This window comes from Blastococcus sp. SYSU DS0753 (genome assembly GCF_054051175.1).
This window is the reverse complement of record NZ_JBJHAT010000022.1, coordinates 36331-49908: the sequence shown is the minus strand read 5'-3', so window position 1 is coordinate 49908 and position 13578 is coordinate 36331. Positions and strand designations below refer to the sequence as shown.

Sequence of the window (13578 nt, the reverse complement as noted above, 5' to 3'; positions counted from 1 at the left end):
CCGAGAGCCCCCGGTCACCAGGACCGGGGGCTCTCGTGCGTCGTGGGGGCCGCCCGACTGCGCAGTTGATGCAGCTCAGGACGGCGTGCCGCCGCGTGTCGGCGGCAACAACTGCGCAGTCGACGTCTCAGGGGCGGCGTTCGACGCGGAGCAGCCAGACGCAGCGGCCGGGCATCACCAGCGGCCCCGGGGCCACGAAGGTCGGCTCCGGCGGGGTGCCGCGGGCGTACTCGGTGGAGAGCACCAGCTCGTAGCCGTCGGCCCACGGCGGGCCGGGGAGCTCGACGGTCACCGGGTCGGGCCCGGCGTGCACCTGCACCAGGTAGGAGTCGTCGACCACCGGGTGGCCGTGCTCGTCGCGGTGCCGGATGCCGCGGCCGTCGAGGTACATGCCTACCGTCTGCAGCCCGGTGTCGAACCAGTGCCCGGTGGTGAGCTGACCTCCACCCGGGGCGAACCACGCCAGGTCGCGGGTGCCGCCGGTGCCGGCCAGCTCGTGCCCCTCGAAGAACGCCTCCTGCCGCAGCACCGGGGCGCCGCGCCGGAGCCGGACCAGCCGGGTGACGAAGGCGAGCAGGTCCTCGTCGGCGTTGTCCCAGTCCAGCCAGGAGATCTCGTTGTCCTGGCAGTAGGCGTTGTTGTTGCCCCCCTGGGTGCGGCCCAGCTCGTCACCGGCGGTGAGCATCGGCACCCCGGTGGACAGCAGCAGCGTGGCCAGGAGGTTGCGCACCTGGCGCGCGCGCAGGGCGAGCACCTCCGGGTCGTCGGTGGGCCCCTCGACGCCGCAGTTCCAGTTCCGGTTGTGGCTCTCGCCGTCCCGGTTCTCCTCGCCGTTGGCCTCGTTGCGCTTGTGCTCGTAGCTCACCAGGTCGGCGAGGGGGAAGCCGTCGTGCGCGGTGACGAAGTTTATGCTGGCGAACGGACGGCGGCCGTCGGAGCGGTAGAGGTCCGAGGAGCCGGTCAGCCGGTAGGCGAGGTCCCGCACCCCGACGTGGGCGCCCGCCCACACGTCCCGCACGGTGTCGCGGTACTTGCCGTTCCACTCCGTCCACGGGGGCGGGAAGTTGCCGACCTGGTAGCCGCCGGGGCCGATGTCCCACGGCTCGGCGATCAGCTTGACCTGGCTGACCACGGGGTCCTGGTGCACGACGTCGAAGAACGCCGACAGCCGGTCGACGTCGTGCATGGAGCGCGCAAGCGCGGAGGCGAGGTCGAAGCGGAAGCCGTCGACGTGCATCTCGGTCACCCAGTAGCGCAGCGAGTCCATGAGCAGCCCCAGGACCGCCGGCCGGCGCACGTCGAGGGTGTTCCCGCAGCCGGTGTAGTCGGTGTAACGGGCCGGGTTGCCGCCGTCGAGCCGGTAGTAGCCGGGGTTGTCGATGCCCTTGAACGACAGGGTCGGCCCGGTGTGGTCACCCTCGGCGGTGTGGTTGTAGACCACGTCGAGGATCACCTCGATACCGGCGGCGTGGAGCTCCTTCACCATCGTCTTGAACTCGGTCACCTGCCCGCCGCCGCTGCCGGAGGAGCTGTAGGCGGCGTGCGGTGCGAAGTAGCCGAGGGTGTTGTAACCCCAGTAGTTGGTCAGCCCGCGGCGCAGCAGGTGCGGCTCGCTGACGAACTGGTGCACCGGCAGCAGCTCCACCGCCGTCACGCCGAGGGCCAGCAGGTGCTCGACGAACGCCGGGTGGGCGAGCCCGGCGTACGTGCCGCGCAGGTGCGGCGGGACCCCGGGATGACGGGCGGTCGCGCCCTTGAGGTGCACCTCGTAGATGACCGTGTCGGACCACGAGCGCCGCAGCGGGCGGTCCCCGTCCCAGGGGAACGGGTCGTGCACGACGACGCCGCGCGGCACGTACGGCGCGGAGTCCTGGTCGTCGGGGACGGCGGAGTCGGGGGCGCCGAACGGGTGGCCGAAGAGCGCGGTGTGCAGCCGGAGCTCGCCGTCGACGGCCCGCGCGTAGGGGTCGAGCAGCAGCTTGGCCGGGTTGAACCGCTGCCCCGAGAACGGGTCGTAGCCGCCGTGCACGCGGTAGCCGTAGCGCTGCCCGGGGCCGATGCCCGGGAGCCGGCCGTGCCAGACCTGGTGGGTGGTCTCCTCGAGGCGGTGCCGGTGCTCGGCGCCGTCGGGGTCGAACAGGCACAGGTCGACGGCGGAGGCGCCGGCCGACCACAGCGCGAAGTTCGTCCCGCGGCCGTCCCACACCGCGCCCAGGGGGGCGGGCGCGCCGGGCAGCACGTCGAGGAGCGGGTGGCCGGCGGCCGGGAGATCGGTCACCGGGCGATCGTGCCAAGTCCTCACCCGGAGCGGGCGCACCGACCGCCGCGCCGCTTGGTTGGATGGGGGCGTGGCGAACCCTGACGCCCCCGAGGGGGCGGTCGTACGGATGACCGGGGTCGACGTCGTCCGGGGCCAGAACCACCTGCTCCGCGGCATCGACTGGGTGGTGGAGGAGGACCAGCGCTGGGTGGTGCTCGGCCCCAACGGGGCGGGGAAGACGACGCTCCTGCAGCTGGCGGCCGCGCAGCTGCACCCGACCCGCGGAGAGGTGCGGCTGCTGGGCGAGACGCTCGGGGCCGTCGACGTGTTCGAGCTGCGGCCCCGCATCGGGCTGACCAGCGCCTCGCTCGCCCAGCGGATCGCCCCGTCGGAGAGGACCGGCGACATCGTCGTGTCGGCCGGCTACGCCGTCGTCGGCCGCTGGCGGGAGCGCTACGACGTCCACGACCTGACCCGGGCCGGGATCCTCATGCAGCAGTGGGGGGTGGCCCAGTACGCCCACCGGCCCTTCGGCACGCTCAGCGAAGGTGAGCGCAAGCGGACCCAGATCGCCCGCGCGCTGATGCCCGACCCCGAGCTGCTGCTGCTGGACGAGCCCGGCGCCGGCCTCGACCTCGGCGGGCGCGAGGACCTGGTGGCCCGGCTGACGGACCTCGCGAAGTACCACTACGCGCCCGCGCAGGTGCTGGTCACGCACCACGTCGAGGAGATCCCGCCGGGCTACACCCACGCGCTGCTGCTGCGGGAGGGCGAGGTGGTGGCCTCCGGTGCGGCCGACGACGTCCTCACCGCCGGGCACCTGTCGGACACCTTCGGGCTCCCGCTCGAGCTGACCCGCACCGACGGCCGCTTCACCGCCCGCCGGGCTCGCTAGCAGAAGGACCCCCTCCTTCCCACCCCTCGCACGCTCGGGGCGGTCCCCTGGAGGGGGCCACGGATAGGCTCCCCGCATGCCCGAATTCGTGACCCTGCAGGTGGCCGACGGTGTCGGCACGATTCGGCTCGACCGGCCGAAGATGAACGCGATCGACGAGCAGCTGCACCTGGAGGTGCGGGCCGCGGCGCTGGAGGCCGGGCAGCGCGACGACGTGCGTGCCGTGGTCATCTACGGCGGGGAGCGGGTCTTCGCCGCCGGCGCCGACATCAAGGCGATGTCGCAGCTCGACGCCACCGGCATGACCGCGTGGGGCAAGGAGCTGCAGGACTCGTTCCGCGCGGTGGCGCGGATCCCGCGCCCCGTCATCGCCGCCGTCACCGGCTACGCGCTCGGCGGCGGCTACGAGCTGGCGCTGTGCGCCGACTTCCGCGTGCTGGGGGCGGGGGCGAAGATCGGCCAGCCCGAGATCCTGCTCGGCGTCATCCCGGGCGCCGGCGGCACCCAGCGCCTGGCCCGGCTGGTCGGCCCGGCGCGGGCCAAGGACCTGGTGTTCACCGGCCGCCACGTCGGTGCGGAGGAGGCCCTGGAGATGGGGCTCGCCGACGCCGTCGTCCCCGACGCCGAGGTGTACGACACCGCACTCGCCATGGCCCGCAAGCTCGCCGCCGGCCCGCCGCTGGCCCTGGCGGCGGCCAAGCGGGCGATCGACGAGGGCCTCGAGCTGCCGATCGAGCAGGGGCTGGACCTGGAGAGCCGGCTGTTCGCCGAGCTGTTCGACACCGAGGACCAGAAGTCCGGGATGCGCTCCTTCCTGGAGAACGGTCCGGGCAAGGCCGAATTCACCGGCCGCTGACCCCCGTGGACGCCGTCGTCGACCGGTCCGACCCAGGCGGCCGGGCGTGGGTCGACCGCGCCGTCTCGGCCGTCGAGGCCGACGCGCGGCGCAGCGCGGACACCCACCTGCTGGTCTACCCGCTGCCGCCCGAGTGGGGGGTCGACCTCTACCTCAAGGACGAGTCCACCCACCCGACCGGCAGCCTCAAGCACCGGCTGGCCCGGTCGCTGTTCCTCTACGGGCTGTGCTCGGGGCAGATCACCGAGGGCAGCACGGTGGTGGAGGCCTCCAGCGGGTCGACGGCGGTGAGCGAGGCCTACTTCGCCCGGATGCTCGGCCTGCCCTTCATCGCGGTGATGCCGCGGTCCACCAGCCCGGAGAAGGTGGCGCTCATCGAGTTTCACGGAGGGCGGTGCCACTTCGTCGACCGGGCCCCGGAGATGTACGACGAGGCCCGCCGGCTCGCCGACGAGTGCGGGGGGCACTACCTCGACCAGTTCACCTACGCCGAACGCGCCACCGACTGGCGCGGCAACAACAACATCGCCGAGTCGATCTTCGAGCAGCTCGCCGCCGAGCGGCACCCGGTGCCGGAGTGGGTCGTGGTCGGGGCCGGCACCGGCGGGACCAGCGCCACCATCGGCCGGTACCTCCGGTTCCGGCGGCACCCGACCCGGCTGGCCGTGGTCGACCCGGAGAACTCCGCCTTCTTCCCCGGGTACGCGGCCGGCGAGCCGGGCTGGACGACGGGGACGCCGTCGCGCATCGAGGGCATCGGGCGGCCGCGCGTGGAGCCCTCGTTCGTGCCGACCATCGTCGACCGGATGATCGCGGTGCCCGACGCGGCGTCGCTGGCCGCGATGCGGCACCTGGAGCAGGTCACCGGACGCCGGGCGGGGGGTTCGACGGGCACCAACCTGTGGGGCGCCTTCGGGCTGGTCGCCGAGATGGTCGCCGCCGGGCGGCAGGGGAGCGTGGTGACCCTGCTGTGCGACGGCGGGGAGCGGTACGCGCGCACCTACTACTCCGACGACTGGGTCGCGGCGCAGGGGCTGGACCTCGCCCCGTACACCGAGATCCTCCGGCGGTTCGCCACGACGGGGGAGTGGCCACCGGCCTGAGCCGCTCGGTCGCGGAACGCTCGGGGCCCACGCACCGTTGGTCGGTCGCGGAGGCGTCGCCCGCCCCCACCGGCCCACGAAGAGAGACATGAGTACGAGTCACAGACGCCCGGCCGCGCCCCCCGGATCCGACGAGGGGGTTCGCGGCCGGTGACCGAGGTCCTCACCCTCCTGACCGGCGTGCTCGTCGTCTTCGGCATCACCGTCGTCACGGGGTACTTCGTGGCGCAGGAATTCGCCTACATGGCGGTCGACCGGTCGGAGCTCACCGCCCTGGCGGCGGACGGTGACTCCGCCGCCGAGCAGGCGCTGACCGTGACCCGTCGCACCTCCTTCATGCTCTCGGGCGCCCAGCTGGGCATCACCGTGACCGGGCTCCTCGTCGGCTACGTCGCCGAGCCCCTGATCGGGCGGTCCCTCGGCACGCTGCTCGGCGGCATCGGCATCCCCGCCGCGGTGTCGGTGGGCATCGGCGCGGTGCTCGCGCTGCTGTTCTCCACGGTCGTGCAGATGCTGTTCGGCGAGCTCTTCCCGAAGAACCTCGCCATCGCCCGGCCCCAGCCCGTCGCCCGGTGGCTGGCCCGGTCGACCGTCCTCTACCTGACCGCCTTCGGCTGGCTGATCCGGGTCTTCGACGCCGCATCGAACCTGCTGCTGAAGGCGCTGCGCATCGAGCCGGTGCACGACGTCGAGCAGGCCGCGACCGCGCGCGACCTCGAGCACATCGTGGAGGACTCACGGGAGAGCGGGGACCTGCCGGCGGAGCTGTCGATGATGCTCGACCGCATCCTCGACTTCCCCGGCCGGGACGCCGGGCACGCGATGACCCCCCGCCCGCGGGTGGACACGGTGACCGATGCCGACACCATCGGCCAGTTGCGCACGCTCATGGCGCAGGGGCATTCCCGGTACCCGGTGCTGGCGGGCGACACCTACGACGTCGTCGGCGTGGTGCACCTGGTCGACCTGCTGACCACCACGGCGTCCGACAGCGCGCCCGTCACCACGATCGCCCGGCCCCCGCTGACCGTCTCCACGTTCAGCCCGCTGCCCGACACGCTGCTCCTGCTCGGGCAGACCGACGACCGGCTGGCCTGCGTCATCGACGAGTACGGCGGCTTCGCCGGTGTCATCACCGTCGAGGACCTGGCCGAGGAGCTCGTCGGTGAGATCACCGACGAGCACGACGCCGAGCACTCGGGGTACGTCCCGGTCGAGGGCGACGGCGTGTGGGAGATGCCGGGCGACGTGCACGTCGACGAGGTGGAGCGGGCGCTGGGCGCCGACCTGCCGCGGGGCGACTTCGAGACGATCGCCGGCCTGGTCATCGCCGTCCACGGAGCCTTTCCCGAACCCGGCACCCGGCTGGAGGTCGAGCTGCCGCCCGACCTCGCCGATCTGGTCGCCGACGGCGCCCCCGCCCCCCGGCAGCTGCGCCTCGAGGTGCTGGCGGTCGAACGCCACGTCCCGTCGCGGGTACGCCTCGAGCTGCCCCGCCGGGTCGAGGCCCCCACCGCGACCGAGGAGGCCGGCCGGTGAGCGGCAGCCCCTGGGTCGTGCTGCCCGCGACGGTGGTCATCGTCGCGCTCAGCGCCTTCTTCGTGGCGGTCGAGTTCGCCGCCCTGGCGGCCAAGCGGCACCGCCTGGAGGACGCGGCCGCCGGCAGCCGCTCCGCCCGGGCCGCGCTGCGGAGCTCCTCGGAGCTGACGCTGCTGCTGGCCGGCTCGCAGCTGGGCATCACCGCCGCGACCCTCGCGCTCGGTGCGATCAGCAAGCCCGCCGTGCACCACTGGCTGACCCCGGTGTTCGAGGCCTGGGGACTGCCGCCTGTCGCCGCAGACGTCGTGGGCTTCGTCCTGGCGCTGGTCGTGGTCACGTTCGTGCACCTGGTGGTGGGGGAGATGGCCCCGAAGTCGTGGGCGATCGCCCACCCGGAGCGCTCCGCGACCATGCTCGCGCTGCCCATGCGGGCGTTCATGGCGGTGTTCCGTCCGCTGCTGCGCGTCCTCAACTCGGCGGCGAACGTCCTGGTGCGCAGCGTCGGCGTCGAACCGGCGAACGGGGTCGCAGCCGGTCACGGCTCCGCAGCGTTGCGGCACCTGGTGGAGCACTCGGTGGACGTCGGCGCCCTCGACGCACGGTTCTCGGGCCAGCTCTCCAGCGCCCTGGAGCTCGAGCGCCTCACCGTCGGCGAGCTCGTCCGTCCCGGCGCCCCGCTGGTGGCCGTGGGGGTGCACGGGACCGCCGGTGAGGTGCGCGAAGCCACCCGGACGACCGGGCACCTGCGGATCCTGCTCGACGACGGAGCGGGGATCGCCGGCGTCGTGCACGTCCGCGACACCCTCTCGGCACCGGACGACGCTCCCGCCGAGCAGTTCGCGCGCCCCGTCTTCCGCCTCGACGCGGACACCACCGTCCACGCGGCGTTGACCGCGATGCGGGAGACCAGGAACCACCTCGCGCTGGTGACTCACGCCGGCGCCGTGATCGGCGTCATCACGCTGGCCGACGTGCTGCGCCGGTTGCTGCCGGAGCCGTCGGGGGCGGCGACCTGACCTGACCTTGCCTGCGTCCTGCCGGCCCGCGGGACGCGGGGGAGGTCGGCGTGACGTGCCTCACCGGCCCCTCGTGCCGCAGCAGCGTTACTGCGCAGTAGCCTCCATGATCGGAGCCAGGCGGGTCACCGTGCCCGCGTCTTGAACGCGTCCTGAGGAAGGTTCAGCGCGATGAACATCGTCGTTCTTGTCAAGCAGGTCCCGGACTCGGGAAGTGAGCGGAAGCTGGACCCGGCCGACAACACCGTCGCCCGGGCGTCCGCGGACAACGTGATCAACGAGATGGACGAGTACGCCATCGAGGAGGCGCTCACCATCAAGGAGGCGCAGGGCGGGGAGGTCACCGTCCTCACCGTCGGCCCCGACGACGCCACGGACGCCATCCGCAAGGCGCTGTCCATGGGCGCCGACAAGGCCGTCCACGTCAGCGACGAGGCGATCCACGGCTCGGACGCCTCGCAGATCAGCGCCGTCCTGGCCGCCGCCCTGCAGCAGCTCGAGTACGACCTGGTGATGTGCGGGGCCGAGGCCACCGACAGCCAGATGAGCGTCATGCCCGCCCTGCTGGCCGAGCGCCTGGGCATCCCGCAGCTCTCCGGGGCCCGCAAGGTCACCATCGACGGCGGCACCGCCAAGGTCGAGCGGCAGACCGACGGCGGCTACTGGGCCCTCGAGGCTCCGCTGCCGGCGATCATCTCCACCTGGGACACCATCAACGAGCCTCGCTACCCCTCGTTCAAGGGGATCATGGCCGCGAAGAAGAAGCCGGTCGAGACCAGGACCCTGGCCGACCTCGGCGTCGACGCCTCCACGGTGGGCCTGGCCAACGCCACCACCCAGGTGCTCGACTTCGCCGGCCGCCCGCCCAAGGGCGAGGGCGTCAAGGTTCCCGACGAGGGCGACGGCGCGCAGAAGTTCGTCGACTTCCTCGCCAGCCAGAAGATCGTCTGAGCCCGGCCCGGATCGAAGGAAGAGGAGAAAATCATGGCAGAGGTCCTGGTCCTGGCCGAGCTGAACCCGGCCGGCGGCGGCGTCCGCAAGACCACCCTGGAGGCCCTCACCGCGGCCCGCGCGCTCGGTGAGCCCTCGGCCGTCGTCCTCGGCGCCCCCGGCACCGCGGCCGGCGTGCGCGACCAGCTCGCCGAGTACGGCGCGGCCACCGTCTACGTGGCCGAGTCGGCCGACATCGACGACTACCTCGTGGCCCCCAAGGCCGAGGTGCTGGCCCAGCTGGTGGGCGAGAAGTCGCCGGCCGCCGTCGTCATCCCGTCCTCCCCGGAGGGCAAGGAGATCGCCGCGCGCCTGGCCGTCAAGACCGGCAGCGGCTTCCTGACCGACGTCACCGAGATCGCCGCCGACGGCACCGCGGCCCAGGCCGCGTTCGCCGGGGCGACGATCGTCCACTCGAAGGTCACCACCGGCACCCCGATCTACACGCTGCGCGGCAACTCGGTCACCCCCGAGCCGGCTCCGGCCGCCGGCGCCGAGCAGCCCGTGTCGGTGTCGATCAGCGACGCGGCCAAGCAGGTCCGGGTCGTCGAGCGCGTCGTCGAGCAGAAGAGCAACCGCCCCGAGCTCACCGAGGCCTCGATCGTCGTCTCCGGTGGTCGCGGTGTGGCCAGCGCCGAGAACTTCTCGATCATCGAGGCCCTGGCCGACTCGCTGGGCGGCGCCGTCGGCGCCTCCCGCGCCGCGGTGGACTCCGGCTTCTACCCGCACAGCTTCCAGGTGGGGCAGACCGGCAAGACCGTCTCGCCGCAGCTGTACGTGGCCGTCGGCATCTCGGGTGCGATCCAGCACCGCGCCGGCATGCAGACCTCGAAGACCATCGTGGCCATCAACAAGGACCCCGAGGCCCCGATCTTCGAGCTGGCCGACTTCGGTGTCATCGGCGACCTGAACACGGTCGTGCCGCAGGCCACCGAGCAGATCAACGCCCGCAAGTGAAGGACCCCGTCCTCCTCATGCCTCGCTCCGCTCGGCGTGAGCCTCTGGACGGGGCCGGCCGCGCGGACTGAACCCGCAAGGCTTGAACAACCGGTCGAGCGCCGATCCCTCCGGGGGTCGGCGCTCGACTCGTGTCGGGGGACGGGAAGCAGCCGGGGGCGCGCGTGGTTGGCCACGGCGTGGAGACCGGAGCGCCCCCGACGCTGTTCGACCGGGTGCACCGGCTGACCACCGCCGGGCTGCTGATGCTGGTCACCTTCGTCGCCTTCGAGGCGATGGCGGTGGCGACCGCGATGCCGACCGCGGTGCGGGAGCTCGACGGGCTCGCCTGGTACGCGTGGCCGTTCAGCGCCTTCCTCGTCGCCTCCGTCGTCGGGATGGTGCTCGGCGGTGACCTGGGTGACCGCCGCGGGTCCCGGGTCGCGCTGCTGACCGGTGTGGCGGTCTTCGCGGCGGGGCTGCTCGCCGCCGGCGTCTCGGGGCACATGGCGGTGTTCGTCGCGGCGCGGGCGCTGCAGGGCGTCGGCGGGGGCGTCATCGCCGTCTCGCTGTACGTGGTGGCCGGTCAGGCGTTCGCCCCCGGCCTGCGGCCCCGGCTGTTCGGCGCGTTCGCCGCGGCCTGGGTGCTGCCGGCGCTGATCGGCCCGGTCGTCGCCGGGCTGCTCACCACCCACCTCACCTGGCGGCTGGTCTTCCTCGGGCTGCTGCCGCTCATCCTCCTCGGCCTCGGGCTGGTGCTGCCCGCAGTCCGCGCGCTGCCCCGGCCGGCCGCGGCCGCCGCCCCCGCGTCCGCCCGCCGCTGGTGGGCGCTGCTGGCCGGCGTGGGCATCGGGGCGCTGCAGTACGCCGGGCAGCGCCTGGACCTCCTGGCGGCCGGGCTGGCCGTCGCCGGGCTGCTGGCCCTGGTCGTCGGCCTCCGCCCGCTGCTGCCCGCGGGCACCGCCGTCGCCCGACCGGGGCTGCCCGCGGTGGTCGCCGGGCGCGGCCTGCTGGCCGGCGCCTTCTTCGGCATGGACGCCCTGCTCCCGCTGGCCCTCACCGAGCTGCACGGGTACTCCGCCACCGCCGCGGGGATCCCGCTCACCGCCGGCGCCCTGGGCTGGGCCACCGCCTCGCAGCTGCAGGGGCGCAACGCGCACTGGTCGCGGGTGCGCCTGCTGCGGCTCGGGTTCGTGGTCCTGACCGCAGGGCTGCTGGCCACCGCGGCCATCGCCGTCCCGGGTATCGGCGGCTGGCCGGCGTACGCGAGCTGGGCGGTGGCGGGGCTCGGCATGGGGCTGGGCATGCCCAGCCTCAGCGTCCTGCTGCTGGACCGCTCGTCCGACGCCACCCGCGGCGCGGACTCCGCGGCCTTCCAGATCGCCGACGTCACCGGAGCCGCGCTCTGCGTCGGCGTGGTCGGGATCCTCGTCGCCGTTGCGGTCACCGGGGCGCTGACGCTGCCGCTGGCGGTCGTGGCCGGGGTGGTCGTGCTGTCGGCCGTCGCGGTCACCGGCGCGGTGCTCGCCCCGCGTGCGGGTGGTTCCCCGACGGCGACAGCGGCTGCGGCCGTTCCCGCGACTACCCTGAGCGCGTCATGACGTACTCCGAGCCGGTCTACCTCGACCACGCGGCGACCACGCCGATGCTGCCCGAGGTGCTCGCCGCGATGACCGAGCAGCTCGGCCGCGTGGGCAACGCCTCGTCGCTGCACGCGAGCGGCAGGGCCGCGCGCCGCGCCGCCGAGCAGGCCCGCGAGCGGCTGGCCGAGGCGCTGGGTGCCCGGCCCTCGGAGGTGCTGTTCACCGGCGGTGGCACGGAGAGCGACAACCTCGCGATCAAGGGACTGTTCTGGGCCCGGCGCGAGGCCGACTCCCGCCGTCGCCGGATCGTGGTCAGCCCGGCCGAGCACCACGCCGTCCTGGACAGCGTCGAGTGGCTGGCCAAGCACGAGGGCGCCGAGGTCACCTGGCTGCCGGTCGAGCCGACGGGCCGGGTCACCCCGCAGGCGCTCGCCGAGGCGCTCGGTGATGGCAGCGACGTCGCGGTCGCCAGCGTCATGTGGGCCAACAACGAGATCGGCACCGTCAGCGACGTCGCCGCGCTCGCGGCCACCGCGCACGACGTCGGCGTCCCCTTCCACACCGACGCGGTGCAGGCCGTCGGGCAGGTGCTGGTCGACTTCGGCGCCAGCGGCGTCGACGCGCTCACGATGACCGGGCACAAGCTGGGCGGGCCCATGGGCGCCGGCGCCCTCCTGCTGCGCCGCGACGCCGAGTGCACGCCGCTGCTGCACGGAGGAGGCCAGGAGCGCGACGTCCGCTCCGGCACCCTCGACGTCGCCGCCATCGTCGGGCTGGCGGTGGCCGCGCACACGGCGGTGCAGGGCCGCGTCGAGCGGGCCGCGGACCTGGCCCGGCTGCGCGACCGGCTGGTGGCCGGCGTCGCCGCGCAGGTGCCCGACGCGCAGCTCAACGGTGCCCCGCTCGACGACGTGGTGCGCTCCGGCCCCGGCAGGTTGCCCGGCAACGCCCACCTGTCGTTCCCCGGCGCCGAGGGCGACGCGCTCCTCATGCTGCTGGACGCCCGCGGCATCGAGTGCTCGACCGGGTCGGCGTGCAGCGCCGGGGTGGCCCGTCCGAGCCACGTCCTGCTGGCCGTGGGCGCCGACCCCGACCGGGCGCGCAGCTCGCTGCGGTTCAGCCTCGGGCACACCAGCACCGACGACGACGTCGACGCCCTGCTCGAGGTGATCGCCCCGGTGGTCGAGCGCGCCCGGCGGGCCGGGACGGGGCGCCGGTGAGGGTGCTCGCCGCGATGAGCGGGGGAGTGGACTCCGCCGTCGCCGCGGCGCTCGCCGTCGATGCCGGCCACGACGTCACCGGGGTGCACCTCGCGCTCTCCCCGGACCGGCAGACGCTGCGCAGCGGGGCGCGGGGGTGCTGCAGCGTCGAGGACTCCCACGACGCGCGGCGGGTCGCCGACGAGCTCGGCATCCCGTTCTACGTCTGGGACATGGCCGAGCGGTTCACCGAGGACGTGGTCGAGGACTTCGTGGCCGAGTACGCCGCCGGTCGCACGCCGAACCCCTGCCTGCGCTGCAACGAGAAGATCAAGTTCTCCGCCGTCCTGGACCGGGCGCGGGCGCTCGGTTTCGACGCCGTCGTCACCGGCCACCACGCGCGGCTGGCCGACGGCGAGCTGCGGCGGTCGGTCGACGCCGCGAAGGACCAGTCCTACGTGCTCGGGGTGCTGACCGCGGAGCAGCTGGCCGCGGCGATGTTCCCGCTGGGGGGCATGACGAAGGACTGCGTGCGGGAGATCGCGGCGGAGCGGGGCTTCGCCGTCGCCACCAAGGCGGACTCGCACGACATCTGCTTCATCCCGGACGGCGACACCCGCGGCTTCCTCGCCCGCCGGCTGGGCAGCCGCCCCGGCCCCGTCGTCGACGCCGCCACCGGCGCGACCGTCGGCGAGCACGACGGCACCTACGGCTTCACCGTCGGCCAGCGGCGCGGCCTCGGGGTGAGCGCCGGTGACTCGCGCCCCCGCTACGTGCTCGGGATCGAGCCGGTCACCCGGACGGTGACCATCGGCACCGCCGACCTCGCCGGCGTGGAACTGGTCGTCACCGGCGCTCCGACGTGGACCGGGGAGCCGCCGGTGCCGCCGTTCCGGGCGGAGGTGCAGCTGCGCGCGCACGGCACGCCCGTGCCCTGCACGGTGACCGCCGACGAGACCGGCGGGCTGCGGATCCTGCTCGACGCCGAGCAGCGCGGGGTGGCCGCCGGGCAGTCGGCGGTGCTCTACGAACCCGACGCCGAACGTGGTGACCGGGTCCTGGGACAGGCCGCGATCCGAACCGCCGGTGAACGAGGAGGGACGGTTCGTCACGGGGCCTTGGCATGAGCCGGGCCGCCCGCTAGCTTTCACGCGAACCGTCTCCCCGAGCGCGAGCGCGCAGCTCGACTCCGTGCACCGAA

At 73.9% G+C, this 13578-nt stretch carries 11 protein-coding genes; 10 read left to right on the top strand and 1 reads right to left on the bottom strand.

Annotated features, from left to right (window positions below; translation table 11 throughout):
• Positions 1 to 127: 127 nt before the first annotated feature.
• Positions 128 to 2278: a glycogen debranching protein GlgX gene (glgX, locus tag ACI799_RS15685; protein ID WP_456613437.1), complete on the bottom strand. Its 2151-nt coding sequence runs from the start codon at positions 2276 to 2278 to the stop codon at positions 128 to 130.
• A 70-nt stretch (positions 2279 to 2348) separates the two neighbouring features.
• On the opposite strand from glgX, the gene ACI799_RS15680 reads away from it, so the two are divergent.
• From ACI799_RS15680 to mnmA, 10 genes are all read left to right on the top strand, one after another.
• A complete protein-coding gene (locus tag ACI799_RS15680; RefSeq protein WP_456613436.1) occupies positions 2349 to 3155 on the top strand; it encodes an ABC transporter ATP-binding protein in 807 nt (268 codons plus the stop codon).
• Positions 3156 to 3231: 76 nt separating this feature from the next.
• Entirely contained in the window at positions 3232 to 4011 is a 780-nt protein-coding gene (locus ACI799_RS15675; protein WP_456588883.1) for an enoyl-CoA hydratase/isomerase family protein, read from the top strand.
• Positions 4012 to 4016: 5 nt separating this feature from the next.
• Positions 4017 to 5114 carry an L-cysteine desulfhydrase Cds1 gene (gene cds1 / locus ACI799_RS15670; RefSeq protein WP_456588882.1) on the top strand — a complete coding sequence of 366 codons (1098 nt, stop codon included), beginning with the start codon at positions 4017 to 4019 and terminating at the stop codon, positions 5112 to 5114.
• A gap of 150 nt (positions 5115 to 5264) precedes the next feature.
• Positions 5265 to 6653, top strand: coding sequence for a hemolysin family protein (locus tag ACI799_RS15665; protein WP_456613435.1), 1389 nt, complete (start codon positions 5265 to 5267; stop codon positions 6651 to 6653).
• Positions 6650 to 7669: a CNNM domain-containing protein gene (locus ACI799_RS15660; RefSeq protein ID WP_456599659.1), complete on the top strand. Its 1020-nt coding sequence runs from the start codon at positions 6650 to 6652 to the stop codon at positions 7667 to 7669. Before ACI799_RS15665 ends, ACI799_RS15660 begins: the two co-directional genes overlap by 4 nt.
• A 171-nt stretch (positions 7670 to 7840) precedes the next feature.
• Positions 7841 to 8620, top strand: a complete 780-nt coding sequence (locus tag ACI799_RS15655) for an electron transfer flavoprotein subunit beta/FixA family protein (protein WP_456597971.1) — start codon at positions 7841 to 7843, stop codon at positions 8618 to 8620.
• Between the two features lie 33 nt (positions 8621 to 8653).
• Complete coding sequence (locus tag ACI799_RS15650; RefSeq protein ID WP_456588878.1) at positions 8654 to 9616, top strand: electron transfer flavoprotein subunit alpha/FixB family protein; 963 nt, start codon at positions 8654 to 8656, stop codon at positions 9614 to 9616.
• Positions 9617 to 9795: 179 nt separating this feature from the next.
• A complete protein-coding gene (locus ACI799_RS15645) occupies positions 9796 to 11196 on the top strand; it encodes an MFS transporter (RefSeq protein ID WP_456588877.1) in 1401 nt (466 codons plus the stop codon).
• Complete coding sequence (locus ACI799_RS15640; protein WP_456588876.1) at positions 11193 to 12398, top strand: cysteine desulfurase family protein; 1206 nt, start codon at positions 11193 to 11195, stop codon at positions 12396 to 12398. The genes ACI799_RS15645 and ACI799_RS15640 overlap by 4 nt, the downstream gene beginning before the upstream one ends.
• The gene (mnmA, locus tag ACI799_RS15635; RefSeq protein ID WP_456613434.1) at positions 12395 to 13504 is read left to right on the top strand and encodes a tRNA 2-thiouridine(34) synthase MnmA; all 1110 of its coding nucleotides are present in this window, start codon (positions 12395 to 12397) and stop codon (positions 13502 to 13504) included. The genes ACI799_RS15640 and mnmA overlap by 4 nt, the downstream gene beginning before the upstream one ends.
• Positions 13505 to 13578 lie beyond the last annotated feature (74 nt).